Raw genomic sequence first — 25,476 nt, forward strand, 5'->3', positions numbered from 1 at the left:
TTATTAGGGGGAATTTTGGGATATGAAAGAAAAATTAATTGAGCGCCTTATACGCTATGCAAAAATTGATACACAATCAGATGGGGGAAGTTCGTCCACACCGACAACAGCTGGCCAATGGGATCTGTTACATGAATTACAAAAAGAACTTATGGATATTGGAATGGAAGACATTACACTAGACAATAACGGCTATTTGTTTGCAACACTTCCGGCCAATACAGATCATGATGTACCTATCATCGGTTTCCTTGCACATGTTGATACCGCGACCGATTACACTGGGAAAAACGTCAATCCACAGCGAATCGATAACTACGACGGCAAAGATATACAACTGAACGGTAGCACAGTCATGACCGTAAACGCTTTTCCTGAACTAAAAAACTATGTCGGCCACACCCTCATTACGACGGATGGAACAACACTTCTTGGCGCGGACGATAAAGCAGGGATTGCTGAAATTGTTACAGCGCTGGAATACTTAATTACGAATCCGAATCTTAAACACGGCAAACTGCGTATCGCCTTCACACCGGACGAAGAAATCGGACGTGGACCGCATAAATTTGATGTCGAAAAGTTTGGTGCAAAGTATGCGTATACAATGGATGGCGGACCACTTGGGGAGCTCCAATATGAAAGTTTCAATGCAGCAAGCGCTTCCGTTACATTGCGAGGCGTAAGCGTCCACCCAGGTTCTGCTAAGGATAAAATGGTCAATTCAATTTTACTCGCCAATCAATTCCAAGCCGCAATGCCTGCGAATGAAATTCCTGAAAAAACGGATGGCTATGAAGGGTTTGTCCATTTAATGCAATTCAACGGATCCACTGAAGAAACAACGCTCGGCTATATCATTCGTTATTTTGACCGAGAAACTTTCGAAGCGAGAAAACAACTGATGATTGAAACAGCTGACCAATTGAAAAAGAACTATGGAGAAAACGCAGTTGTACTCGAAATTGAAGACCAATACTTCAATATGGGTGAAAAAATTGAACCGGTCATGGAGATTGTCGATATTATGTCTGACGCGTTCAAAAATCTCAATATCGAGCCGAATATTGTACCCGTGCGCGGCGGCACAGATGGATCGCAATTGTCATACATGGGCATGCCAACCCCTAATATTTTTACGGGCGGAGAAAACTATCACGGAAAATACGAATATATTTCGGTCGATAATATGGAAAAAGCAACAAAGGTTATCATTGAAGCCGTGAAGCTTTTTGAAGAACGCTCTTAAGTAAGAGGGGGATAACTTATGAAGGAAATTTGGATTGGTATCCTTTCTTCCATTTTTTTCGCGGTGACATTCATCTTAAACAGATCGATGGAATTGTCGGGGGGGAGCTGGCTTTGGAGCGCTTCCCTGCGTTATCTATTTATGGTGCCTTTTTTAATCGCTATCGTTGCTTACCGAAAAGGACTTGGTGATGTGAAGAGGGAATTCATTCGGAAACCCGCTCCATTTTTCATTTGGAGCGTAACTGCTTTTGTGTTATTCTACGCCCCACTTACATACGCAGCAGCTTACAGTCCTGGGTGGCTTCTCGCCGGTACGTGGCAATTAACGATTGTTGCAGGTGTTTTACTCGCTCCACTTTTCACCCTTATTGTAAATACAAAGGATGGTGAAAAAACGGTCCGGCAAAAAATCCCGCTAGTATCACTTGGCATTACACTTATCATTTTTGCTGGTGTCGTGTTAATCCAAATTCCGCATGCACAAAGCGTGGAACTCCGTACGCTGATGCTCGGAATCATTCCTGTTGTTGTAGCGGCGTTCGCTTATCCGCTCGGCAACCGGAAGATGATGGAGCTTCTCGGCGGCAGACTCGACACGTTTCAGCGCGTACTTGGCATGACACTTATGACAATTCCAGTCTGGATTGGTTTTGTCGTCTATGCGTTATGGACGGTCGGTCCCCCTTCTATGAGCCAACTCGGTCAATCGTTTATCGTCGGCGTCAGTTCGGGTGTCATTGCTACGACCTTATTCTTCATGGCAACCGACCGTGTACGGGGAGACCAAGGAAAACTTGCAGCTGTGGAGGCAACACAATCCACTCAACTCATTTTTGTTATGCTAGGAGAAATGATGATCCTCAGCATTGCACTTCCTAGTGCATTATCGCTAATCGGAATTGCAGTCATTATTGCCGGGATGGCGTTGCATAGTTTTCAAACAGCACTCGTGAAAAGAAAATTGCCCACTACCGACTAAGGTGTGGGGCAATTTTTTGTAGTTGCAATTTTATCACCGAATATATTCCCCAATTGTCTCGACCGCTTTTTCCGTTATCGAGGTATCTATCGCTTTATCAAAATCGATTTCTCCGCGGATAGCACCGTTTTCTTTATAAGCATCATATTGCTTTTTAATGTCGTCGATAAACATCTTGCCATCAGGATCAAGCCCCGTAACATTCACTTTTTCCCATAAAGCTGGATCTTTCAATGCTGTATGCTTTGTCATAATGTCGATAATTTCACCTTTTCCTTCATCTTTAATGAATGCATCGTTGTAATCGCGGACACCTTTCAAATAAGCGGCCATGAATCGTAATGAAACGTCCTCTTCTTTACTCATGAAGTCTGGCGATCCTAGAACTAATGCGATTTGGGATTCTGGCGCATAATCGGTCGCATCGCCAAATCTGACGTGGAACTCTTTTTCAACGCCTTGTGCGATAATTGGTTCAATATTAATGGCTGCATCGATTGTTCCGCTGCTAATTGCACCGAGCATACTTCCAAAGTCACCCATAAGGACAAACTCGACGTCATCTTCAGTTAACCCCGCGTGGATAAGCATTTCTTTGTAGATATACCAATCGATTGAGTTAAGGGAGGAAACAGCAATTTTCTTCCCTTTTAAATCTTTATATTCTTTTATGACGTCAACCATATGATTACCTATGACGAGAGTGAAATACGACTTCCCTGGCACGTTATGTCCTTTATCCGCAATAATTTTCACGTCAATTCCTTGGGCAATCGCGTTAAAGAAAGAGGCAGTTGAAACGCCTCCTGCGATATCCACTTCTCCGGCCGCTAATGCCGGCAGCATATCATCGCTGTTTGCGAACTGAGCAAATTCCACTTCGATATTGTAGTCTTCAAAGTATCCTCTCTCTTTTGCAATATAGAAGCCTGCACCAGATGCCGCTCCATCTTCTGCTACGATGACTTTTGCTCTTTTTTCGAGCGGAGCCAAATCGCCGGATGGATTATCCTTGGCCGTTTCTTCAGGCATTTTATCCTCAGGTACAGGTTTCGCTGTCTCTTTTGGAGAACAGGCACCAATGAGCAGTGCCAACGCGAATAATGACATTAACCACCCGCTTTTCATCCATTTCCCCATGGAATCTCTCCTTTTCACTCATCTTCTCGCCTTGAGCGCTGTACTTCTTCTTGCAGGTGTTTCCATATTTCCACAAACTGTCCAGCCATAATTGGATTTTCACGTATATCTTCTATTTTTCGTGGACGTGGCATGTCGACTTTGATTTCCTGTATGATTTTGCCTGGCTGTGAGCTCATAAGAAGGATTCGATCGCTCAATAACAATGCTTCGTCGATACTGTGGGTAATGAATAGAATTGTCTTCCCGGTTTCTGACCAAATAGATAACAACTCTTCTTGTAAGATGAATTTATTTTGTTCATCGAGCGCTGCAAACGGTTCATCCATCAATAGAATTTCAGGATCATTGGCAAATGCCCGTGCAATGCTCACTCTTTGTTTCATCCCCCCCGACAGCTCCTTCGGATAAAGGGATGAAAATTTTTCAAGTCCGGTCTTCTTCAAATAATACGCTGTCCGCTCTTTTATAAGCTTTTTCGGTAAATGGCGCATTTCAAGGCCGAACGCTACATTCTTTTCGACAGTAAGCCATGGAATGATGCCCCTTTCTTGGAACACCATCGACTGCAACGGCCTATTTTCTCCATCCGTTGCAATCGTAAATTCACCGATACTTGGATTCTCTAATCCTGCCAATATACGTAGCAACGTTGACTTGCCACACCCGCTTGGTCCAACAATACAGACGAATTCCCCGTCCTCGATTGTGAGGTTAATGTCGTCAAGTGCTGTGACGCTGCCTTGTTTTTTATAAAACGCCTTCGTCAGACTACGAATGATAATTTTAGCTTTCCTGCTCATCTGCTCACCTCCACGGTAACATCTTTTTCTGGATTCCTCGGAGCAGCAACGAGAACAGATAACCGAAAAATGAAATGAGAATAAGCCCTACGTACATTTCCTGAAGTAAAAACGCTTTGTACGAAACCCAAATTAAATAGCCGATACCAGATGTAGCCCCCATCATTTCCGCCGCTACAATCGTTAGAAGTGCAATCGCCTGCCCCATCTGAATTCCTTCCAACATGACAGGCATTGCGCCCGGCAAAGCGATTTTCATAAAGAAATTCAATTTTCCCGCACCATAATTTTTTGCTACATCTAAATAGATTGAGTCGATATTAATAACACCCGCAGCCGTATTAATAACAACAGGGAAAAAAACGCTCCCCGCAATCGTAACAACTTTCGATAAATCCCCGATTCCGAAAAGAATAATAATGATTGGAAGCAAAGCAAGGGTAGGAATCGGCATGAGCGCCATCACAATTGGCGAAACGAAATGCCGGATGGGTGAGTAAAGCCCCATAAGCAAACCAATGACAATGCCAGGAATGACGCCTAATAAAAATCCGGCGAAAATCCTATACAATGATACGCCGATATGACTTGCCATTTCACCACTCGAAATCATCTCAAAAAACGTGCTCACAATTGCAGAGGGAGGTGGGAAGAAACGAATATCAATCATTCCCGTCCTCGACAAGAATTCCCACATTAGTAGAAGAAACACGGGCGAGGCAATCGTCAACATCTGTTTTAGCCGTTCTTTCGTTTGCCTTTGTTTCCATTCACGCTGTTCGATTTCAAACGGATCGTATCGGACAGCCTTATCATCTCTCTTCAACGTCCACCACCTCTTCATTCAAATAGTATGTATCAGCCTAATAAAGTGTGTTGGGCATATGCTGATATACAGGGGAATTTCACCCCTTTTTTTACACAAAAAAATCCATGGCCCCATATTTCTCCATGGATAATTATAAATGCTACGATATTTATGTACAAATGCGCTAACTTAAAAATGTACACTTTTGCCTCATTTTCTAGCATACTAATCATGAGGTGATTGGTATGTACATAACGCTAGATGTTCAAACGGATTTTGAAATCAATAGTCTTTCAGACTTAACAAAATTCAAACAGTTAATGGAGAATCTAAAAATGAAAATTAACAAAAGCCAATTGGCAAGGGAAATGGGTATAGATCGGCGGACGGTTGATAAATACCTAAGTGGATTTACACCAAAAGAAACAAAAGAGAAAATAGCGATTTTAGATGAATACTACGAAATAATTGCAGCACTTTTATCTGAGGACTCGAAGCAAGTCTTTTATTACCGACGCGTACTTTGGCAATACCTAACGGACAATCATGGGTTAAAATGTGCTCAATCTACTTTTCGTCGTTATATTTCAAAAAAGCCAGAGTTCGCTGCCTATTTCACAGAGCAGGTGCGCGTGCCTTCACCTAAAGGGACGACAAGATTTGAAACACCGCCTGGCCAACAAGCACAATTCGATTGGAAAGAAAGTATTCCATTCGAAACAAGTGATGGAGAAAAAATAGAGGTAAATGTAGGAGCGCTTGTGTTAGGGTATTCACGTTTCCGCGTATTCACTCTTACATTACGAAAAACACAAGATGTTTTATTCTCCTTTTTGACGGAGGCATTTGAAAAAATAGGAGGTGTTCCGAAGGAAATCGTAACTGATAATCCAAAAACGATTATGGATGTGCCACGAAGAGAAGATAATCCAGGGAAAGTAAATAGCCGGTTCGCTGCTTTTGCGAAGGACTTTGATTTCAAGGTTAGGCCGTGTATTGCAGGTCGTCCCCGTACGAAAGGGAAAGTAGAAACTCAAATGAAATTTATAGATGAAATTCATGCCTATCAAGGTCAGCTGACCTTGAACGAACTCTATCAATTCATTGAAAAGTTGATGAATCGAGTCAATCAATCCTTTCATCAAGGTTCAGGGAAAATCCCAGCATTTGCGTTAGAAAAAGAAAAGAGTTCCCTTCTTCCGCTACCAGCAGAAAAAATAAGGAACTCTTACCGTATCAAGCATCAGCTTGTACAGGTGAATACATCAAGTATGATCTCCTACAAAGCCAACCAGTATTCAGTGCCCACTAAGTACATCGGCCAAAAGGTAGGGATACAAGTACTAGATGATCAATTATGGATTTATTATAACATGGAGTGCATTGCGCGCCACCCTATATCGAATCGGAAATTAAATATTCGTCCTTCAGATTATAAAGAAACGCTGCAAATATCAGCTCCCCATTATCCAGACATTGAGGCTTTAGCTAAAAACAATCTAAAAGCCATTGGAGAGGTGTATGACGCATGATGCAGCAAACAAATTATCAACAGCTTCTGAAGAACTTGGAGTATTTGAAACTGAAACAAATGGTAACGTATTTAGACGAAGTCATCGACTTCGGTATCCACAATCAGCTGTCATTTATCGATACATTAATTAAACTGACAAACTATGAAATCGATTTACGTGAAAAAAACATGGTTCACGCGATGGTAAAAGTGGGTGCATTTCCAAATTTAAAAGAGGTAAAGGATTTTGATTTTGAATTCCAACCCTCGCTAAATCCACAGCAAATTCAAGATTTTCTTACGCTACGTTTTATTGAAGGGAACGAAAACATCGTATTTCTGGGACCTAGTGGAGTCGGAAAAACATTTTTGGCTTCAGCGATTGGCATCGCAGCCGCTAAAAAACGTACTAGCACTTACTTTATTAAATGTCATGACTTGATTCAGAACCTGAAGCGGGCCCGCTTAGAAAACCGTTTAGAAAGCCGCTTGAAACACTACACAAAGTATAAGTTACTCATAATCGATGAGATAGGCTATTTACCGATTGATGCGGAGGATGCAAAACTATTCTTCCAGCTGATAGATATGCGTTATGAAAAACGTAGCACAATCTTTACTACTAATGTTAACTTCAAATCCTGGGACGAGGTATTTCAGGAAACCAAGTTAGCAAATGCGATATTAGATCGTATTTTACATCACGCAACGGTGGTTACCATCGTTGGAAATTCTTATCGTTTGAAAGATCATCTAGCTCCAGAAGGTGAGTGATTTTGTACATCATTAAGTGAGCGTTTTTGTACATAGATTGGTTGACATTTGTAGATAATGTCCGATTCTATTTAACCTCGCCAAGCACTCATACCGCCTGCTACGTTCAAAACGTTCATAAAACCGGCATTCTTCAAAATTTTAGCTGCTTGTGAACTCCGCATGCCGCTTTGACAAATTACTACAGTTTCTTTCGATTTGTCCAAGCTTTCCAACTGCGGCTTCAAGATGTTCAACGGGATGTTTTTAAACTCCTTGATATGGCGCCCTTTAAATTCATTGGGTGTTCGAACATCGATGAACTGTATCGCTTTATTGTTCAGCATTTCTTTTAAGTCTTCTGTTGAAATAGATCGAACTCCTTTAGCCGGCATCATTCGCCAAACCAGAAATCCAACGATTAGTAAAATAAAAATCCATTCCATACTAATCCACCTCCTAGTTTATCTCCAATCCCAATATACCACCACGGGTATATTGAGACAATGAATATGTTTTTAAGAAAAATAAAAATGTTGAGGCGTACTTTGCTCTGCAGACGGGTTAACTATTATCTAAGTATAAAAAACAGCGCCCTATGCAAAGGACGCTGCCGATATTTTAATAAATTATGCCATTTCTCTTGGCATCATACAATAATTCTTCCCGGAATGCCGGATGAGCAATACCGATGAGTGCATTTGCTCGCTCAGCTAGCGATTTCCCGTACAAACTCGCAATTCCGTACTCTGTAACAATATTATCAACGTCATTTTTCGATGTTGTTACGACAGAACCCGGCGTCAACTGCAATTTTATGCGTGAAATAGTGTCGTTCTTTACTGTAGAATGCATACAGATAAACCCTTTGCCATGCTTTGCAAAACGTGCACCGCGGGCAAAATCGGCTTGCCCGCCCGTCGATGAATAATAACGGCCACCAACCGTTTCAGAAGCACATTGTCCATACAGGTCTACTTCCGTCGTCGCATTAATGGAAACAATTCTTTCTTCTTTCGCAATTTCACGCGGATCGTTCACCATACTTACCGGTAAAAATTCAACCGCAGGATTTTCATGGATGAAGTCGTACAAACGCTGTGATCCAAATGCAAATGTTGCCACAATCTTCCCTTTATGTGTGAACTTCTTTGTACCATCGACCGCTCCCGCTTTTACAAGGTCAACGATGCCATCTGTCAGCATTTCAGTGTGGATACCGAGATGACGATGGTCTTTCAACATTCCCATAACCGCATTCGGAATCGCACCAATGCCGATTTGAAGTGAATCACCGTTTTCAATGCGATTCGTTACAAATTCAGCAATTTGAAGATCTTTTTCTCCAATTAAAGGAGACTTTTCTTCAGATAATGGTTTATCATTTTCAACATAACCGGCAATTTGACTAATGTGAATCTGATTTCCACCATATGTGCGCGGCATATGCTTATTCACTTCCAAAACAAACGGAACATGACCAATGAACTCAGAAACATAGTCTGCCTGTGTCCCTAAAGAGAAATAACCGTGTTCATCCATTGGAGACGCAACTGACATGATTAGCGACAGGTTCGTAATTTCCTGCAACATGCGCGGCACTTCATGGAAAACGTTTGGCACTAATTCTATTTTGCCCTCTTGGTACGCTTTTCGTGTCGCACCGCTTAAAAAATATGAAATATGTGAAAGATGACCTTTCATTTTACCAGTTATATAATCCCGCTCCCGAAGAGCCAGCATTTGATGAATTTTAACCTCATGTAATTTTGTATGATTCACTTCCAATATATCTAGAAGATAGTGGGGCTCCCCATTAGCAATCGGAATGATAATATCTGCCTCTTTTTCAATCAAACCAATGATATCCTCTATATTCAATCGTTTCTCCACGTTGATTTCCACTCCTATAAAAGTTCGCCTATTTACTTAGTATACAGCAGACTGAGCGCTCGCTCAACTTGATGGTTGACTAGTAAGAACGATATAATAGCTATATGACAAACTTAACTATGGACCAGCTCAGACAACTGAATATGTATAGTATTTATGTTGAACAACCAGAGCGTACATTATTCACATTGGAAACACTGTTCGACCGCGGAAAGACCGAAGATGTCCTAAATAGTATTCAAGCAGTAAGCGGCAGTCCCAATCGAACAATTGCTGCTTCTTATTTTATGCGTCGTTTTGGTATGTTTATTGCAATGCAGTTTTATAACTTGGCTACGTACGGCGAAGTATGGGAGGGGGACAACAAACGACTTTTATTCGGTGCAAAAAAAGAATACGGCAACTTGGCCGTCAGTACGTTTGCCAACATGGATGATTGGCGATATGTAGAAGATGATGAACGTCAGGAAATCATCAGATACATTCTAAAAGACCAGTGCGATGCAGTCATCAGGCAGATTCGCACCGTCACATCTGTTTCCCCTTTAACGTTATGGGAAAACATTTTCGGATTTCTTCTATGGCAATACCATGTATTGCTTGAAAATCCGGCTACTTCGACAGAAGCACGGGTTGATTTTGACTTGTTGAAAGACGATGCACTTTGGAAGAGCATCGCCCCGCGTTCTTTATTTGCGACCTATCTAAGAGGATGCGAACCTTCCGCACTTTTGAACACTGAAGTCCGGACAACTTGCTGCTTTTCCAAAGACGTCCCAGGTCTTATGCAATGTGGATTTTGCCCGTTGAAATAATTTTTTTCACTCTTCTTCCACATATTTCCCATGCGTTGGTACTGCACGTTTATCAAACTCACGTGCAAGCATATCCAGGTTTTCTGTAAGCCAACTGCCCTCCGCCGGGATGCCATGGCCGGTAATTGCCATTTTCGGTTTTAAGGATGCAAGTTTCTCCACGGATGTTTTTGCGGCTTTCCAATCGGTTGTCAAATACCGCGGTGGCCCATTCATTTCCAACTCTTGTGTAAATACACGGTAGAGTGATTCTTGCTTCACAGTGACAAAAGCATCGCCGGCAATGAGTGCGCCATCCTGTTTTCTAAAAAGCGATACATGACCTTCCGAATGGCCCGGTGTATGAATCCATTCCCACCCCGGCATCATCGGAATCGAACCATCTAACGGTAGTTCTTGTATGTGAGGACGAATATCGATTCCTTCATTGGGGAACAATGGCGACATTTTAGCAACCAATCCGCCTTCAACGGTTCCGTCCGGCTTCGGGTAATCTTTTTCCCCTGTTAAATATGGCAATTCAAGTTGGTGGGCATAGACCGGTACATCCCATTCTTCCAACAAATCGATTATCGCGCCAATATGATCGAAATGCGCATGTGTCAAAATGATCGCTTTCGGCGGATTACTTTCCCCGAAACGTTCCACCGCCGCTCCTTTAATGGCGGTTGCAGACTTTGGCATACCAGCGTCAATTAATACCCAGTCTGCCCCCCGCCCTGCTTTCCCGTAAAAACAGACATTCACAATTTGAATCGTGAAGCAATATAGGTCGGGTGTTATTTCAACTCCTTCTCCACTATTTACTGATGTAACAGGCAGAAATCGTTCTGTCGATGAACTATTATCCATTCAATTCCCTTCTTTCCTTTTAGACTTTTACTTTTCTCGGTATGCCCTGAAAGAGTTTCGTGTCGAATAAATTAAGCCGATTGCAGCACCTCCATAAAAAAAACCCATGAAAATACCAGCTGATAAATTGCCGCGATGACTGATGAAAATTGATAGAAGTAAGCCGGTTGCTGTAGCCGCTGTAGATAGCCAACTTGTACGAAGATTGAAAAATCCTTTCAGTACCAGTACCACGAGTACGATAACAGGGATTGCCCAAATCGCATCCCAAATGTTCGTATGGATAACAGGGAATTCATTTAGCACAGGATCAATCCTTTTAGTGAAAGAATACCCCTGCTAATTAGTTTTCATGCATTTATTATGATTATGTAAGGAGATGTGTCATGAAAGTAAAAGGACAAATTGTACGTGGCAACATTATCGACAACGAAACGCGCTGTGCACATTATCATTCCGATATCGACCGGATTGCCATTAAGTTCTATTGTTGCAACACCTATTTCCCATGCTATGAATGTCATGAAGAAGATGGTTGCGGCAATCCTGATGTCTGGCCCGTAGAAATGTTTGATGAAAAAGCAGTATTATGCGGCGCGTGCGGTCATGAGCTGACGATTAAGGAATATTTGAACTGTAAATCGGCATGCCCTGGATGTTCCGCAGCGTTTAATCCTGGGTGCAACTTACATCGGCATCTTTATTTCCAAGTATGAAAAAAGCACATTCCACTAAGGAGTGTGCTTCTTTCAATAAACGGACTATACTGTTGATGTTGCCGCCTCTTTAATCTCTTTACGCCGGGCGTAAATATTTTTGACAATTGCTTTCCCAACTGCATACGTCGGAACAGCAATGATGATTCCAAGAAAACCTCCAATATTTCCCGCGGCCAATATGACGGTAATGACGGTAAGCGGATGAATATCCAACGTTTTCCCCATGACATTCGGTGTAATGAGATTGCTTTCGATCTGCTGAGCGACAACCATGACGATTGCAGCAAGAATACCGGTTTTCGGATCCTGTATGAAACCGATGATAATTGGAGGTACAGCCGAAATCCAAGGACCGATAAATGGAATAAGATTCATGAAGAGCCCGAAAATCGCAAGTAATAAAGCATATTCCAGACCGATACTCAAGTAACCGATGAACAGCAATACCGCTAACAGAAAACTGATTAATAGCTGTCCTTGGATATAAGATCGGAGTACTGTATCAATATCATGTAAGGTTTTTTTGATCCATTCTTGCCGTGTTCCGGAAAAGAATTTATAGATGAACGGCGCAAATTTCTCGTGATCTTTCAACATAAAAATGAAGAAAAACGGAACAAGTATTAGTAAAAACATCGCCTGTAAGAAAGATTGTAAAAATTGGACAACCCATTTTCCGAAATTGACCGCAATGGTTTGAAGCGAGTTAGCGGCACTGTCAATGGATTCTTCAAGTTTTTCCGGTAAATTGTTCTTTTGTTGAAGCAAAGAATCTTGCATTACATTAATTTCCTTAGCGATTGCAGGCGCATTCTCGACCAAGTTATTAATTTGCTTTGTAACCGGAGGTCCGATAATCGCCACGAATATCCAAACTACCGCGATAAGGATGGCAAAAATAGAGAGAATACTTCCCCACCGCGGTACTTTTCGTTTTTCCAGAAATCGTTGAATGGGCTCCGTAATATAATAAAGAACTCCACCAAGTAATAGTGGTAGAAAAATAGCTTTTGCTATGATGACCAACGGTGCTAAGATCCCTTTTATCTCCATAAAGTATTTAATAATGAGCATCGCAAGCAGTATTCCGACACCCACTTGAAACCATAACTTTTTCGTCACATATCCCACTTCCTTTTCAGTCCAACATATTTACATATCGCTGTTTTAAGTATACGTTGTTATACGCATGACGTCGAAGGAAGTTTCAAGTTTTCCGATGTAAATAAAAAACGCAAAAAATTTAGCTAAGTTTAGCTGCATTGCAAAATCGTAAACCGATGCCAATTTTATACGTTGACGATGAAATAAATTACGCGGCTCGAAGATTAATTCGATTTCCAGAAGGATCTTCCACCACAAATCCGCTACCGCTCAATTCTATCTCCACTTCTAGCGCTTTCAATTCCCCAATGGCATCATTCAACGTTGTCTCATCCGGATAAATGAGCGTATATGATTGAAGTCCGACACTACCTGAAGTAGGTCTTGCAGCCCCTTCACCATTCCACGTGTTCAAGCCAATATGGTGATGGTATTTTCCATTCGACATGAACAATGCCTGCGGATAGTTGGACACGACTTCGAAACCAAGTGCATTGTAGAACGTTTTTGCCTCCAACAAGTTGGCTACATGCAAATGAACATGGCCCATTACCGTCCCGGCAGGAAGTCCATCCCAATTCTGCCCCGCACTTTCAGCAATAATACTTTCGCCGTCGAGTGGGTCTGTACTCATTGCTACTTTTCCATTATCCCAACTCCAAAGGTCAGGACTACGATCTGTGTATATTTCAATGCCATTGCCATCTGGGTCTGACAAATAGAGAGCCTCGCTCACAAGATGATCCGATGCCCCAATCCGTATATGTTGTTGTATAAAATGTTTAATGATTGCTCCTAAATCTGCTCTATTCGGCAATAAAAGCGCGAAATGATACAAGCCAGATTTTTGCGGCTCTTTTGGCGTGACGTTTCCCGGTTGTTCGATAATCAGCAATGGTGTCTTGCCGTCCGCTGTCAGCACTACTTTATTCGAAGCTTCCTTAAGTACTTTAAAACCAATCACTTCTTGATAGAACTGAACAGATCTATTTAAATCCAAAACATTAAGATGTACTTCCCCTGTATATATATGTGGCGCTTTATGAAAATTCATGTATATTCCTCCTATCGATAATTAGGTAAGTTACTTACTTTATGTAACTAACTTTATATGTTATAATGACAATTGTCAACACATGAACTTTACGGCGAAAGGAGTCAACAACATATGCATGAATTTGAACTTTGCCCGCGTTTTGAAAAAGCTATGTCTATCCTAAGCCAACGCTGGACTGCACTTATTTTGTATCAATTAATGGCAGGTCCGCAGCGTTTTTGCACAATGACCGACAAACTCGGCGTCAGTGGAAAAACATTAACAGAGCGATTAAAAGACCTTGAACAGCAGGACTTTGTCATTCGTAATGTTTACCCTGAAACGCCTGTACGAATCGAATATTCCTTAACCGAAAAAGGGATGTCTCTTACACCAATTATGAAAGAAATTGAAAACTGGTCAAAAACATGGATTGTAGCTGAACCTTTTTCAAAGAACACATAAAGCCAATTGCATTTATTGCAATCGGCTTTATGTGTTCTTATTATACGTCCCTAAAAACCCTTCAATCTGCGTGGGTGTTTTCAAATAATGTACTGTCTTTCCTTCCTGTGCATAACGCTGCATACGCTCTGTCATTTTCTTTTTCCGTGCGCCATATGTCGACACGATGAATTTCAAAAATGCCTTATCTATCTTCTCTTTACACCCTTCCCCGACATCATCCCTTGTTTTTCCGTGGAATTGCACCCTTCTTTTCAGCACTCGATACAAACAGACACGGAGAGGGAGTTCCAAGTAAATAACAGTGTCTGCATGCGGCTCTCGAATAGGGAATGTACCCGAATAATTACCTTCAATAATCCATTGATCATTTTGGACAACTAGTTGTTGATCTGCTGAAAACTCTTCTAGTGAGGCTTCCACCCAATTTGGTTTCCAATACAAACGATCTAAATGCGTCACTTCGATTCCAGTCACTTCGCCTAATTGCCTGGCAAATGTTGATTTGCCAGCGCCGGAAGACACCCCGATGACCATAATTTTATTCATACTGTCACTTCCTGTTTCATAATTCAGGAATCCATGTATGTTCAGGAATGTGCATTTGAAGTGCCTGACGTAACCAGTTTTTGTCCTCTATCTTCAAAAAATCTTTAGCTGCAAAAAAGTCAGTATGATCTTTCTTACGTGCATTCCTTGCTTTGTATAACAAGACAACCGCTGGATGCAAATAAGGAATCCCTTCATTTGAGTTAAGAAAAAATGAGCTTTTCAGAAATGAAATCGATGATTCTCGCCTAAAAACCCACTCACTATCTCTCGTGTCGTTCAGCAATACTTCCAACCGCTCCCCAGTCTGTTTATGTACACCGTGAATCTCATGAACCGGCAATTCCAACCATTCTTCTCCCCAAGAAATCAATTCTCCCTTTACCACTTTTTCAAAAGACCAATCCGACAATGCCTTTTTCAGTTTGTGCTGATCTTCTCGAAATAGCGCCACTTCTATATCCGAATGGTGACGCGTTTGTTTGCCTATGAATAAATCAATTGCCCAGCCGCCAGCAATTCCCCATTGTTCGTTGAATTCCGACATCCATTCATTCACTTTGATACATGTATTGAACATCGTCACACCTTCCTCATCGTCTGAAAATCAGCTGAATCCGTCGTAAATTCCTTTTCCTTCACAAATCCAAACTGCTCATACAGGTGAATCGCTCTCTGATTAAACTTGGCGACAGTAAGACGAACAGGTACAACGCCATATTTTTTATAAAGTGACTCTATTACGAATGAAAAGAATGTGAAACCATTTCCCTTGCCTGTTAATGTAGGCATCATGCCTAGCCCGATATCAATGATGTCTTCCTTATACGCTCCAACATTTGCACCTAAAGGGACTTGAGCCGCAGAACCAGCACAAAAGAAACCAATCAACTCCCTGTTTTGGTCTACAACGACTGTATAGTTATTTTCCAACAATTCCTCGACTGCCTCGGCATCATGCTCATTGTTATAAAAGTCATATGGCGGATCATATTTCCAAATTAGAATTTCATATGCAAATTCTTCACTCATACTTATTGCTGTTAATTTCATTGTTGTTCTCCTTTGTATAAAAGTCCATATGTACTTTGGCTTCTTTATAGTAATCAAGCCGATCTTGCAGTGTGCCCGAATGGAATTCAAACTTATGCCCGTCAAAGTCCTCGAAGTATATAGATTTCATATCACGCGGGTCTCGTTCACGACCAGAAAGGATCAATGCACCAATTGCGTTTAATTTCTCGACCATCTCTTTCAATCCGTGTTCATCAACAGAAAATGCAATATGTGTATACGACTCTCTAATCTCGTTGCGTGGGATATCTCTTTCCACATTCAGTGCAAACCACATCCCACTAACATCTAAGTATGCAGTTTTCTGTCCTTTCCCTAATAACTTTCCTCCAAATACATTCTCGTAAAACGCAATAGATTTGTCCAAATCTGTCACTGAAAATAAAAAATGATTGACCCCTTTGATTACCACCCTTCACGCCCCCTACCTTCTCAATGTTCCAGTAAATCGCCCGACAACATGAGGAGCCGACTACCGACAATTTTTCTTAATTCTTTTACATAGTTCATGGAATCATCTCCATTCCTCTCTCTTCCAACTATTAAGGATTCGAGATAAGTGTTCCTAAATCCTCTTAGCGGCCGAATAAAAAACTATATTTTTCCATTTAATTAAAATAATAAGAATTTTACTTTAATTTAAAAATCACATTTTCACCTTCACCCCTCCGCTTCATTATGCTAAAGTAGTGAAATATATAAATAATGGCTGAACGCTTAGTTTCACTCAGTTGCTTTCTATTTGGAGGAGGAAGATCATGGCCACAAGCTATCAAGGTACGAATAAAATGATTACAGGAATTGTATTCGGTGTTATAACGTTTTGGCTTTTTGCGCAATCCATGATCAATGTCGTTCCGGCAATCCAATCAGATTTAGGCATTTCATTGGGCGTACTCAATGTCGCAATCAGTTTAACCGCATTATTCTCAGGTATCTTTGTCGTAGCGGCGGGTGGACTTGCCGATAAAATCGGACGGAAGAAAATGACGTATTTCGGTCTCGTTTTAAGTATCGTCGGCTCCCTCTTCCTCGTATTTTCGAACGGGGCCGCCCTCCTAATTATTGGGCGTATCATCCAAGGGCTATCTGCAGCATGTATTATGCCAGCAACCATCGCCTTGATGAGAACGTACTACGAAGGTGCCGAAAGACAGCGTGCACTTAGCTATTGGTCCATCGGTTCTTGGGGTGGTTCAGGTGTTTGTTCTTTCGCAGGCGGAGCCATTGCAACCTATATGGGGTGGAGATGGATCTTTGTCTTTTCAATCGTTTTCGCTATTCTTGCGATGATTTTACTCAAAGACACACCTGAAAGTAGAGTGGAACAGCAAGGATCTTCCCGTTTTGACTTTACTGGATTAGTTGTATTTGTCTTAACAATGATCGCCTTAAATGTTGTCATCACACGCGGTGCGGACTTTGGTTGGTCGAGTCCACTCACGTTAAGTTTAATGGGCGTTACGTTACTCGGTACGCTGTTCTTTATTAAAATTGAAATGGGCAAATTGCATGCACTGATTGATTTTAATCTATTTAAAAATAAACCGTATACAGGTGCTACTGTCTCCAACTTCTTATTGAACGCGGTAGCTGGAACACTTGTTGTAGCGAATACATACGTGCAAGTAGGAAGAGGATTCACGGCGTTTCAATCAGGGATGTTATCCATCGGTTATTTAGTATCTGTCCTCGTCATGATCCGTATTGGTGAGAAAGTATTACAGAGAACTGGCTCAAGATTGCCAATGATGGCAGGTGCTATCTTGGCAACAATCGGCATTGGGTTAATGGCTTTGACATTTTTACCGGACACGAGTTATATCATCGTCGTCTTTATAGGATTCATTCTGTTCGGTGTCGGACTCGGGATGTATGCAACTCCTTCCACTGACACCGCTGTTTCCAGTGCGCCGGAAGATAAAGTGGGGACCGCTTCAGGTATATATAAAATGGCAAGTTCTCTTGGAAGTTCTTTCGGGGTCGCGATATCTGCCACGGTGTATGGAACAATGACAATGTCAGGCAATATTGAAAAGGCAGCCTCTGCCGGAATCATCACAAACGTTATTTTCGCGGTACTTGCGTTAATCGCGATTATGTTCTTGGTTCCTAAAGCAAAGCAAGATGCTACAAAACTAACAGTCGGCAAACAAAACAAAAAGTTTGCAAGTCCCGTTAATAATAGCGGTAGAATATGATAATTTTTATATTAATACAGACAAAACCAGCCTTAAATCGATTTTCGATTTAAGGCTGGTTTATTAATTGTTGAAACAATCGCGTTTGTCGTGTTTGTCGTGTTTGTCGTGTTTGTCGTGTTTGTTTTAGAATTGTCTTGGTGACTGTCACCCAAACAATTTCATACTTCCTGTTTAGCCGGTTTGTGCTGAATTGCTACTTGAAATGTAGTTAGTTGCGAACTTATGATTGGATTATCCGCTGGATTTTGTTCACTTTTCTTATCATGTGCTTTTTGAGATGCTCTGCTACCCAACCATGCATCAAAAAACTTTCTTTCTTCCCATGTAGTGCATATTTTCAATTCATCATATTCAGGACTGTTTTCTTTTTTTAACACTTCCATCAATACAAATCCCTCAAATGTATGAACAGATTTCGGTGTTTGAAAACGTACAAGTACCTCATCTACATTTCCTTTTTTTATACGAATTGTATTTACTGCTTTCATCATAATTTAACTTCCTCCCTTAGTGTTAAAGACTCTAAATACTCGTATACAGGTAGCGCAGGCTCTCCGCCCATTTGTGCATGGCGAAGCAGTGAAATTCCGTGCGGACCTGGAGCCCCAATGACATTTGGCTGAATAGCAAGAATTGCTTTGACGATACTTAGTTCGCCAAGCATCGCTGCCGTGAAGATGTCCATGCGTGCTCCACGCTCTAGTAACCATTCCGCAATTGCACGATTACCTGTATGGGCTGCGGCCCCAAGCCCACTTTCCCAATCGTCACCTCCCCAGTTCATACTGGAATGAAGAAGCGCCGGCTCTTGCTCAACTAATTTCTTTACCTCTTCGAAATCTCCATGTGCTGCAATAATAAATGCCCTTACCAACTCATCACTTAGTGGCTCTTTTCTCATACACATTCTTCCTTTCGTAACCTTATTGGAGTGAAAAATGGTTTACCATTATCCTTATAGATATCCGCGTCTATTTCAAAGATAGATTGAAACATTTCCCTGCATAACACACATTGCGGAATTCCATCGTACTGGATCTTCCCATCCTTTAAAACGACAAGGCGGTCACTATAACGTGCTGCCTGGTTGATGTCATGCAAGACCATTACAACAGTCATGCCAAACTTTGTATTTAACTCTTCGACAAGCTCCATCACTTCTAATTGGTGTGATATATCAAGAAATGTTGTCGGTTCATCCAACAGTAATATCTTTGGCCGCTGGGCAACAGCCAGCGCAATCCATGCCCGTTGTCTTTCTCCACCAGAAAGTGATTGCAACGTCCGGTTTTTAAAGCGAGTTAATCTCGTAACTTCCATCGCCCATTGAACAATTTCGTCATCTTCTTTTGTCAACTTGCCATAAGCCCCCCGATGTGGATACCTTCCAAATTCGATGAGTTCACCTACTGTCAAATCGAGTTGATGATCTTGCATTTGTGGTAGCATGGCAAGTTTTTTTGCGACATCCAGACTTTTCATTGATCCAATCATTTGTCCATCTAGGATGACTTCACCGCTTTTAGGAGTAATAAGACGTGAAACAAGCCGGAGCAATGTGGATTTTCCAGATCCATTTGGTCCTATTAAGCTGACAATCTCACCTTCCTTTATGTGTAGGTCAATCGCTTGTAACTGAAAGGAAGGAGAATGTTCGAATGCTACATCTTTAGTTAGAAGCAAATGAGTCCCTCCTTCTCTGGATCATATACAAGAAAAATGGGCCGCCTAAGAATGCCAACAAAATCCCGACTGGTAACTCGATTGGATTAAAAGCACTCCTCGCAACTGTATCAGCCAATACAACGAGCAACCCTCCGCCAAGTGCGGAAGCAGGCAGTAAATAGCGATAATCTCCACCTATCATAATCCTTAATATATGTGGCACAACAAGCCCAACAAAGCCAATTAAACCGGCAACACTCACAGCAATTCCCGCAAGAAGTGTACTAAGAACAATTAGGAAAAATCGACTTTTTTCAACATTATGGCCAAGCAGTTTTGCAACTTCATCACCAAGTCTTAAAATACGAATATGCCTAATTGCAAACAAAGATAATACAAGCGCTCCAACCGCGTAATAAATAATCATCTCAAATTGGATCCACCCCACACCGCCAATACCGCCCGCTAGCCACGGAAGAACTGATTGCACACGGTCACTATATAACAGCATGAGTGCACTCATAAATGCACCTATCACAGCATTAATGGCTACACCAACTAAAATAATACGTACAGGTGAAGTGCCGCCTTTCCAAGAGAAAGCATAAATAATGAGCGCAGTTATGAGGGCTCCTATAAAAGCTGCTAAAGGTAAAAATAGTATATACGCCGGGAAAATTATCATAATAGTCGTTGCAGCAAGACCCGCTCCAGACGACACCCCTATAATCCCCGGATCAGCTAGTGGATTTTTCATTACGCCTTGTAAAATAGCACCAGATACCGCAAGACACATTCCGACAATCATGCCTATTAAAACTCGCGGGAAACGTAATTCCCATATAATTCGTCTAGCCAATGAATCATCTGAGTGAAAAATTCCACTCCAAACTTCACTGATCGTAAATGAAACAGGTCCAATCATTAAACTTGCCGTACACGCAAGTACAAGAAGGATGCTAAAAGAGACAACTACAATTGTTCGTTTTTTTGCAAGTGGATGGGTATTTTTAGATACTTGAACTTCTACCGCTTCCATTTTATTTAACCGCCGCTAGATTTTCCTTCATCACCTCAAGTGCTTCTACAACTTTCGTACCTGGGTTTGAACCAAATAAATGTGAAGGTAAAATAAATACATTGCCGTTTTTTATTGCATCAAGATTTTTCCATGCTGCATTCTTTTCCATTTCGGTTTCAAATGCCGCTTTAACCCCTTCTGGATCGCCATGTGTGATTAACATCACAACTTCTGGATTTCTTTCGATAATTTTTTCAACACTTAAACTCGCATACTGTGGGTAATTCTCTTCTTGTGGAAAATCGGATGCGATATTTTCTCCACCCGCTTTTTCTAATAAATCTCCTGTAAGAGAGTTTGGAAGAGCCGCTAGATACGTACCTGGCGCACCATATACCAATAGTGTTTTTACTGGATCAGAATTGGTTTTTTCGCTATTTTCTACTTCTTCCGTAATCGTTTTATTCATACTTTCAGCTTTTGTTTCTTTTTGAAATAGCTGTCCGTATAGACGAATTGTTTCTTGAATATCAGCGATTGAATTTGCTTTAGTGTAAATAACTTTCGTTCCTTGTCGTTCTATATTTTCAGCATGTTGCTTGAAACTCATTGCCGCTGCTAAAACAGTCGGATGAACTTCAGCTAATTTCTCAAAGTTTGGCTGATGTGGATTACCGATTTCCGTAATACTTTCTATTTCTTTTGAAACAGGTCCACTTGCCGTTGGGCGGCCTGTCACATTAGCACCTAATGCTAGTAAAATATCTAAGTCTCCTGAATTTAAAACTGCAATTGATTCTGGAACACTTTCAAACGTAATATTTTCACCCGATGCATCTGTCACTTCAATAGCTGACGTGACCACTTCTTTTTTCTCCTTACCTTTTGGTTCCTCTTCTTTCACTGCTGCTTTACCATTCTCCGTACCACATGCTGCTAAAACAAATAACAGCAGTACAGATAATAAAAGTACTGATACCTTCTTCATTTCCCACACTCCTAATTAATAATGATAATCATTCTCAGTTGTTCCCATTGTACTGATAACGATTCTCACTGTCAATGAGTTTTTTGAAAATAAAAAATCAACCTAAGCATTTCCTCTTAAATTAACCCATCAAACGTTCATAATTGTAGTGGTGACAGTCACCGCTACAATTATGAACGCAATTAAAAACAGCCTTAAATCGATAATCGATTTAAGGCTGTTTTAGTAATTATTGAAACAACCGCAATTGTTGCATTTGTTGCGTTTGTTTTAGAATTGTCTTGGTGACTGTCACCCAATCAATTAGGCGAGTGAGCCGCCTTGTTTTAGGAATGTTTGAATTCCTTCTGCCGCTCTATATGATAGAGCGCCAAGTGTACCAGTTGGATTGAATGAACTGTTATGAGGGAATGCAGAAGCACCCACCACAAAAACGTTCTCGGCATCCCACATTTGCAAGTATGAGTTAACTGCTGAGGTTTCACGGTCAGCACCCATAATTACGCCGCCTGTGTTATGCGTATTTGTATCTTTGTTTACATTGAATGGTCCTTGTTCATCAGCTGTATCAATAATGTCAGCACCCATTGCTTCTGCTACCGAATGCGTAACTTTCGACATGTATTTCACTAATTCGCGATCTTGTTCTGTGTAATCATACGTCATACGAAGCAATGGCATACCGTATGCATCTTTATAATCAGGGTCAAGATCCAGGAAGTTATTTTGATGCGGCATACTTGCGCCTTGTGAAGCGACCTTCAAGTAGCTGTTTGCATATTTAATTGATTGTTTCTTGAATTCCGGTCCCCAATTTGGCGTGCCGCTTGGTACAACATTGTTTGCAATTGGGCGTGCACCGTATTGGAACATACGAATTCCTGCGCCATGAATAAAGTTCTCATTCGTATGGTCAAAGTTATCGCCAACGAATTCAGGGATCTCCATGCCTAACGCCCCTGCACCTGCATACAGATTGAATTCTTTGTCTTCAAAGAATGTCCATGAAATGATAATAATAGATAGGCCAATTGCTGCACCGATGAATGTGTACCATGGATAACCATCATTAAAAATAATAAGAGAAGTAGCCAAACCCCCGATTAATAAAATCGGTAAAAATACCTGGCTCATTATTTTAAGCTCTTCAATGTAATACTGTGACACCTTCATTCTCCTTTCTTTTCGATTCCGTAAATGAACATCCCGTTATTTGGTAAATCTATTTAATAGCGGATAGTTATTTCGCGATTCAAATCAACGCGTCCTTATTCTACTCCTTTTTTTTCTTCATTGATATGGATTAGAAATAAATTTCCTCTTATCCAAGAAAGTTTCTATTTTCCGAATTTACTCTTCTTAATTTATTAAGTGTCCTATTATTTACAAACCATTTTTGATGTGTATAATGTGTAGGGTAGTTAATTCAACTTACTTATTCTACTATACTTTTCCGATTTAGTCTGAATTAAAGCTATTTTATTTACGATATAAGAAAGTTTATACCTTTCGAATTTACTTTCTATCATAGAAAGATAGTGGGTGATAAGCAGCATGGAACAAGAATATACTCTTGTCGAACATTTAACGGAGCTGAGGAAGCGGCTCATTATTATAGCTTTGGTTTTTATAGTATCCTTGGCGGTAGGTTTTGGTATTGCACCTAAAATATTAACTTTTCTCAAAATGCAGCCTACAGCCCGTCATGTGGAGTGGAACGTATTTGGCTATACAGATGGTTTAATGATTTATTTGAAATGCGCATTACTGTTGGCCATTCTTATTACTTTACCTATCGCATTGTACCAAATATGGTTATTTGTAAAGCCAGGAATGTCCAGTGAAGAATCAAAAGGTACAGTCACTTTTATACCAGTTTCTTTCTTCCTATTTTTAGCGGGGGTCAGTTTTAGTTATTTTCTCCTCTTTCCCTTAATGTTGAATTTCATGTCAAATATCAACGAATCGATTGGTGCAGTTGAAACGTATGGGATGAAACAATATTTTACGTTTATGTTTAACTTAATCATTCCAGTAGGTATCGTCTTCGAATTACCGGTCGTCATCCTATTTTTAACTAAATTAGGTATTGTAACACCGGTAAAGTTAAGGAAAATGAGAAAGCTCTCCTATTTCGTACTTGTAGTCGTTGGTGTTTCAATAACGCCGCCTGATTTCATTTCCGATTTTCTGATCATTATTCCTTTATTACTGCTATTTGAAATCAGCATTCTTGTATCAAGCTGGTCACTGAAAAGAAAGCGGGCAAATGAAGTGAAACGTGAGAAGACGCTGCAGGAGTAAATCGCGGCATACTTATTGCGAGAAATGCTATACTGATATACGCAACTGTAAACATGTACATTTCTCAAATAAATATACATCAATTTAAAGGAGGAACAAAACATGCCATCAAGTATCGGGGTACCCGGTTTAATTATAATTTTAGTAATTGCTTTAATCGTCTTCGGACCTTCCAAATTGCCTCAATTAGGTAAAGCGGTTGGACAAACATTGAAGGAATTCAAAAATTCAACAAAAGATATCATGGATGATGTCACAGATGAATTCAAATCAGATGATAAAGAATCAACAGAGAAAAAGAAAATTTAATAGATAACTAAAAAATCGGCATTAAATACAATTTCTAATCGTATTTAATGCCGTTTTTTTTGAACGATTAAACTGCGTTTTATTTATGAATCGTAACAGTTGTTCCAACAGGGACCATAGACGCTAATTCTAGAACGTCTTCATTATGCATTCGGATACATCCATGAGACACGCTTTTCCCTATTGAAGAGGGGTTATTCGTTCCGTGTATACCATAATGAGGTTTTGATAACCCCATCCAAAATGCTCCAAAAGGACCACCAGGATTGCTTTGTTTATTGATGATTTTATATGTTCCCATGGGCGTAGATGTGACCATCTTCCCTACTGCAATCGGATATTTTTTAATTAAGTGATGGCCATCGTAAAGGTTTAATCGGTGTTTCACTGTAGATATGTCAATCCAAAGATTGATAAGAACTCCCCCTTACAACAAATGCTCGTTCATTTATTCTATGAGCACAGATGCCGATGGGGAGGGCTTGAATACTATATTTCGTGCAAATATTCATTGAATGGTGAACTCAGGATCACTACATTCAACACTCATCCCTTACGTCCTTTATTCACTTTTTGAAGAAAAATGGTTTAATTATTATTTGCATTTTCTATCTCAATGTCCACTTGACTTAACCTATTGTATATAACAATTCTTAGTCTTTCTACAATACCATTTTCAGCCAAAACAAACTTTTCCCCATCATCGAAATAAAATTCATATTGAGGGAACCCCCCACCTCGAGGTACTTCATAGTAAACTACTCGTTCTATTTCGTCCCAAGAATAGGAATGGTTTTCTTTCGAAAACATCTCTCTATAGGAAATTGAATCATCTCCTAGAGAGATATAATTTTTCGAAGCAATTAAAAAGAAAAATCCACTCAAAATTAGACACGCAATGCTAATGTATATCGAAACTTTGCTGCTATCTAGTAACGAGAGAATCATTGCCGATAAGATTAAAAATAGGAATCCAATGCTGTAGACAATATAAATCGCACCTGATACCAATACATACCAATTACCAGCCGTGAAGTACAAAGTATTTGCAACAAACAAGGGAAGAACCATTATAAATATAGGTGATAAAAGTAGTATGCCAATGGCAATTACCATAAATATATGCCTAGACTCATAACTTCTTTGCATTTAAATTCCCCCAAAGTCTTTTCATTCTTACTCTTTCTGCTTAGTAGCGCATGGCCAACCATCGTAGTTAACAGCGTTGAAG

At 40.6% G+C, this 25,476-nt stretch carries 30 protein-coding genes and 1 pseudogene; 10 read left to right on the forward strand and 21 right to left on the reverse strand.

What is annotated here, in order from left to right; translation table 11 throughout:
* Nucleotides 1-22 precede the first annotated feature (22 nt).
* Nucleotides 23-1,249, forward strand: a complete 1,227-nt coding sequence (gene pepT / locus MKZ11_RS02560; RefSeq protein WP_340792497.1) for a peptidase T — start codon at nucleotides 23-25, stop codon at nucleotides 1,247-1,249.
* 18 nt (nucleotides 1,250-1,267) lie between these two features.
* Nucleotides 1,268-2,230, forward strand: coding sequence for a DMT family transporter (locus MKZ11_RS02565; protein ID WP_340792498.1), 963 nt, complete (start codon nucleotides 1,268-1,270; stop codon nucleotides 2,228-2,230).
* A 33-nt stretch (nucleotides 2,231-2,263) separates the two neighbouring features.
* On the opposite strand, the gene MKZ11_RS02570 is transcribed toward MKZ11_RS02565, so the two are convergent.
* Genes MKZ11_RS02570 through MKZ11_RS02580 form a run of 3 tightly spaced genes read right to left on the reverse strand, consistent with a single transcriptional unit; the run spans nucleotide 2,264 to nucleotide 4,906 of the window.
* Nucleotides 2,264-3,370, reverse strand: coding sequence for an ABC transporter substrate-binding protein (locus MKZ11_RS02570; protein WP_340792499.1), 1,107 nt, complete (start codon nucleotides 3,368-3,370; stop codon nucleotides 2,264-2,266).
* A 14-nt stretch (nucleotides 3,371-3,384) separates the two neighbouring features.
* Entirely contained in the window at nucleotides 3,385-4,173 is a 789-nt protein-coding gene (locus tag MKZ11_RS02575; RefSeq protein ID WP_340792500.1) for an ABC transporter ATP-binding protein, read from the reverse strand.
* A 4-nt stretch (nucleotides 4,174-4,177) separates the two neighbouring features.
* Nucleotides 4,178-4,906: an ABC transporter permease gene (locus MKZ11_RS02580; RefSeq protein WP_445327023.1), complete on the reverse strand. Its 729-nt coding sequence runs from the start codon at nucleotides 4,904-4,906 to the stop codon at nucleotides 4,178-4,180.
* Between the two features lie 320 nt (nucleotides 4,907-5,226).
* Here MKZ11_RS02580 and istA point away from each other — a divergent pair, with 320 nt between their 5' ends.
* A complete protein-coding gene (gene istA / locus MKZ11_RS02585) occupies nucleotides 5,227-6,513 on the forward strand; it encodes an IS21 family transposase (protein ID WP_340792502.1) in 1,287 nt (428 codons plus the stop codon).
* Entirely contained in the window at nucleotides 6,510-7,268 is a 759-nt protein-coding gene (gene istB, locus MKZ11_RS02590; protein ID WP_340792503.1) for an IS21-like element helper ATPase IstB, read from the forward strand. Before istA ends, istB begins: the two co-directional genes overlap by 4 nt.
* Before the next feature lie 71 nt (nucleotides 7,269-7,339).
* On the opposite strand, the gene MKZ11_RS02595 is transcribed toward istB, so the two are convergent.
* Both MKZ11_RS02595 and MKZ11_RS02600 read right to left on the reverse strand, forming a co-directional pair.
* Nucleotides 7,340-7,693, reverse strand: coding sequence for a rhodanese-like domain-containing protein (locus MKZ11_RS02595; protein WP_340792504.1), 354 nt, complete (start codon nucleotides 7,691-7,693; stop codon nucleotides 7,340-7,342).
* Between the two features lie 175 nt (nucleotides 7,694-7,868).
* The gene (locus MKZ11_RS02600; protein ID WP_340792505.1) at nucleotides 7,869-9,140 is read right to left on the reverse strand and encodes an acetyl-CoA hydrolase/transferase family protein; all 1,272 of its coding nucleotides are present in this window, start codon (nucleotides 9,138-9,140) and stop codon (nucleotides 7,869-7,871) included.
* 104 nt (nucleotides 9,141-9,244) lie between these two features.
* Here MKZ11_RS02600 and MKZ11_RS02605 point away from each other — a divergent pair, with 104 nt between their 5' ends.
* Nucleotides 9,245-9,955 carry a hypothetical protein gene (locus MKZ11_RS02605; protein ID WP_340792506.1) on the forward strand — a complete coding sequence of 237 codons (711 nt, stop codon included), beginning with the start codon at nucleotides 9,245-9,247 and terminating at the stop codon, nucleotides 9,953-9,955.
* Between the two features lie 6 nt (nucleotides 9,956-9,961).
* Here the strand turns inward: MKZ11_RS02605 and MKZ11_RS02610 are convergent, their stop codons facing one another.
* Both MKZ11_RS02610 and MKZ11_RS02615 read right to left on the reverse strand, forming a co-directional pair.
* Nucleotides 9,962-10,807 (reverse strand): MBL fold metallo-hydrolase, encoded by an 846-nt coding sequence (locus tag MKZ11_RS02610; RefSeq protein WP_340792507.1) that lies wholly within the window; start codon nucleotides 10,805-10,807, stop codon nucleotides 9,962-9,964.
* Nucleotides 10,808-10,834: 27 nt separating this feature from the next.
* Entirely contained in the window at nucleotides 10,835-11,113 is a 279-nt protein-coding gene (locus MKZ11_RS02615) for a hypothetical protein (protein ID WP_340792508.1), read from the reverse strand.
* Nucleotides 11,114-11,193: 80 nt separating this feature from the next.
* Between MKZ11_RS02615 and MKZ11_RS02620 the strand changes: the two genes are divergently transcribed.
* The gene (locus MKZ11_RS02620; RefSeq protein ID WP_340792509.1) at nucleotides 11,194-11,523 is read left to right on the forward strand and encodes a CHY zinc finger protein; all 330 of its coding nucleotides are present in this window, start codon (nucleotides 11,194-11,196) and stop codon (nucleotides 11,521-11,523) included.
* A 45-nt stretch (nucleotides 11,524-11,568) separates the two neighbouring features.
* Here MKZ11_RS02620 and MKZ11_RS02625 read toward each other — a convergent pair whose 3' ends face one another.
* Complete coding sequence (locus MKZ11_RS02625; RefSeq protein ID WP_340792510.1) at nucleotides 11,569-12,648, reverse strand: AI-2E family transporter; 1,080 nt, start codon at nucleotides 12,646-12,648, stop codon at nucleotides 11,569-11,571.
* A gap of 190 nt (nucleotides 12,649-12,838) precedes the next feature.
* Nucleotides 12,839-13,684, reverse strand: coding sequence for a VOC family protein (locus MKZ11_RS02630; protein WP_340792511.1), 846 nt, complete (start codon nucleotides 13,682-13,684; stop codon nucleotides 12,839-12,841).
* A 114-nt stretch (nucleotides 13,685-13,798) separates the two neighbouring features.
* Between MKZ11_RS02630 and MKZ11_RS02635 the strand changes: the two genes are divergently transcribed.
* Nucleotides 13,799-14,131, forward strand: coding sequence for a winged helix-turn-helix transcriptional regulator (locus tag MKZ11_RS02635; protein ID WP_340792512.1), 333 nt, complete (start codon nucleotides 13,799-13,801; stop codon nucleotides 14,129-14,131).
* Nucleotides 14,132-14,158: 27 nt separating this feature from the next.
* On the opposite strand, the gene MKZ11_RS02640 is transcribed toward MKZ11_RS02635, so the two are convergent.
* Genes MKZ11_RS02640 through fosB form a run of 4 tightly spaced genes read right to left on the reverse strand, consistent with a single transcriptional unit; the run spans nucleotide 14,159 to nucleotide 16,166 of the window.
* Entirely contained in the window at nucleotides 14,159-14,680 is a 522-nt protein-coding gene (locus MKZ11_RS02640) for a topology modulation protein (RefSeq protein ID WP_340792513.1), read from the reverse strand.
* A 16-nt stretch (nucleotides 14,681-14,696) separates the two neighbouring features.
* A complete protein-coding gene (locus MKZ11_RS02645) occupies nucleotides 14,697-15,260 on the reverse strand; it encodes a nucleotidyltransferase domain-containing protein (protein ID WP_340792514.1) in 564 nt (187 codons plus the stop codon).
* A 2-nt stretch (nucleotides 15,261-15,262) separates the two neighbouring features.
* Nucleotides 15,263-15,733 carry a GNAT family N-acetyltransferase gene (locus MKZ11_RS02650; RefSeq protein WP_340792515.1) on the reverse strand — a complete coding sequence of 157 codons (471 nt, stop codon included), beginning with the start codon at nucleotides 15,731-15,733 and terminating at the stop codon, nucleotides 15,263-15,265.
* Entirely contained in the window at nucleotides 15,705-16,166 is a 462-nt protein-coding gene (gene fosB / locus MKZ11_RS02655; RefSeq protein WP_340792516.1) for a metallothiol transferase FosB, read from the reverse strand. The genes MKZ11_RS02650 and fosB overlap by 29 nt, the downstream gene beginning before the upstream one ends.
* A gap of 346 nt (nucleotides 16,167-16,512) precedes the next feature.
* Between fosB and MKZ11_RS02660 the strand changes: the two genes are divergently transcribed.
* On the forward strand, nucleotides 16,513-17,955 hold the full coding sequence (locus tag MKZ11_RS02660) for an MFS transporter (protein ID WP_445326972.1): 1,443 nt from the start codon (nucleotides 16,513-16,515) through the stop codon (nucleotides 17,953-17,955).
* Nucleotides 17,956-18,116: 161 nt separating this feature from the next.
* Here MKZ11_RS02660 and MKZ11_RS02665 read toward each other — a convergent pair whose 3' ends face one another.
* From MKZ11_RS02665 to MKZ11_RS02690, 6 genes and pseudogenes are all read right to left on the reverse strand, one after another.
* Nucleotides 18,117-18,449: an antibiotic biosynthesis monooxygenase gene (locus MKZ11_RS02665; RefSeq protein ID WP_340792517.1), complete on the reverse strand. Its 333-nt coding sequence runs from the start codon at nucleotides 18,447-18,449 to the stop codon at nucleotides 18,117-18,119.
* Nucleotides 18,446-18,859: an ankyrin repeat domain-containing protein gene (locus MKZ11_RS02670; protein ID WP_340792518.1), complete on the reverse strand. Its 414-nt coding sequence runs from the start codon at nucleotides 18,857-18,859 to the stop codon at nucleotides 18,446-18,448. Before MKZ11_RS02670 ends, MKZ11_RS02665 begins: the two co-directional genes overlap by 4 nt.
* Complete coding sequence (locus MKZ11_RS02675) at nucleotides 18,856-19,641, reverse strand: ABC transporter ATP-binding protein (RefSeq protein ID WP_340792519.1); 786 nt, start codon at nucleotides 19,639-19,641, stop codon at nucleotides 18,856-18,858. The genes MKZ11_RS02670 and MKZ11_RS02675 overlap by 4 nt, the downstream gene beginning before the upstream one ends.
* Complete coding sequence (locus MKZ11_RS02680) at nucleotides 19,628-20,662, reverse strand: FecCD family ABC transporter permease (protein WP_340792520.1); 1,035 nt, start codon at nucleotides 20,660-20,662, stop codon at nucleotides 19,628-19,630. The genes MKZ11_RS02675 and MKZ11_RS02680 overlap by 14 nt, the downstream gene beginning before the upstream one ends.
* 1 nt (nucleotide 20,663) lies before the next feature.
* On the reverse strand, nucleotides 20,664-21,632 hold the full coding sequence (locus tag MKZ11_RS02685; RefSeq protein WP_340792521.1) for an ABC transporter substrate-binding protein: 969 nt from the start codon (nucleotides 21,630-21,632) through the stop codon (nucleotides 20,664-20,666).
* Nucleotides 21,633-21,935: 303 nt separating this feature from the next.
* Nucleotides 21,936-22,631 (reverse strand): annotated as a pseudogene (locus MKZ11_RS02690) (GMC oxidoreductase); the annotation flags it as partial.
* Nucleotides 22,632-23,186: 555 nt separating this feature from the next.
* Here MKZ11_RS02690 and tatC point away from each other — a divergent pair.
* Both tatC and tatA read left to right on the forward strand, forming a co-directional pair.
* On the forward strand, nucleotides 23,187-23,936 hold the full coding sequence (gene tatC / locus MKZ11_RS02695) for a twin-arginine translocase subunit TatC (protein WP_340792522.1): 750 nt from the start codon (nucleotides 23,187-23,189) through the stop codon (nucleotides 23,934-23,936).
* 102 nt (nucleotides 23,937-24,038) lie between these two features.
* Nucleotides 24,039-24,245 carry a twin-arginine translocase TatA/TatE family subunit gene (gene tatA, locus MKZ11_RS02700; RefSeq protein ID WP_340792523.1) on the forward strand — a complete coding sequence of 69 codons (207 nt, stop codon included), beginning with the start codon at nucleotides 24,039-24,041 and terminating at the stop codon, nucleotides 24,243-24,245.
* Between the two features lie 79 nt (nucleotides 24,246-24,324).
* On the opposite strand, the gene MKZ11_RS02705 is transcribed toward tatA, so the two are convergent.
* Nucleotides 24,325-24,660 (reverse strand): L,D-transpeptidase, encoded by a 336-nt coding sequence (locus MKZ11_RS02705; protein WP_340796897.1) that lies wholly within the window; start codon nucleotides 24,658-24,660, stop codon nucleotides 24,325-24,327.
* A gap of 173 nt (nucleotides 24,661-24,833) precedes the next feature.
* Complete coding sequence (locus MKZ11_RS02710) at nucleotides 24,834-25,394, reverse strand: hypothetical protein (protein ID WP_340792524.1); 561 nt, start codon at nucleotides 25,392-25,394, stop codon at nucleotides 24,834-24,836.
* Nucleotides 25,395-25,476: the final 82 nt, after the last annotated feature.

It is taken from the genome of Sporosarcina sp. FSL K6-1508 (assembly GCF_038007465.1).
Lineage (GTDB): Bacteria > Bacillota > Bacilli > Bacillales_A > Planococcaceae > Sporosarcina > Sporosarcina psychrophila_B.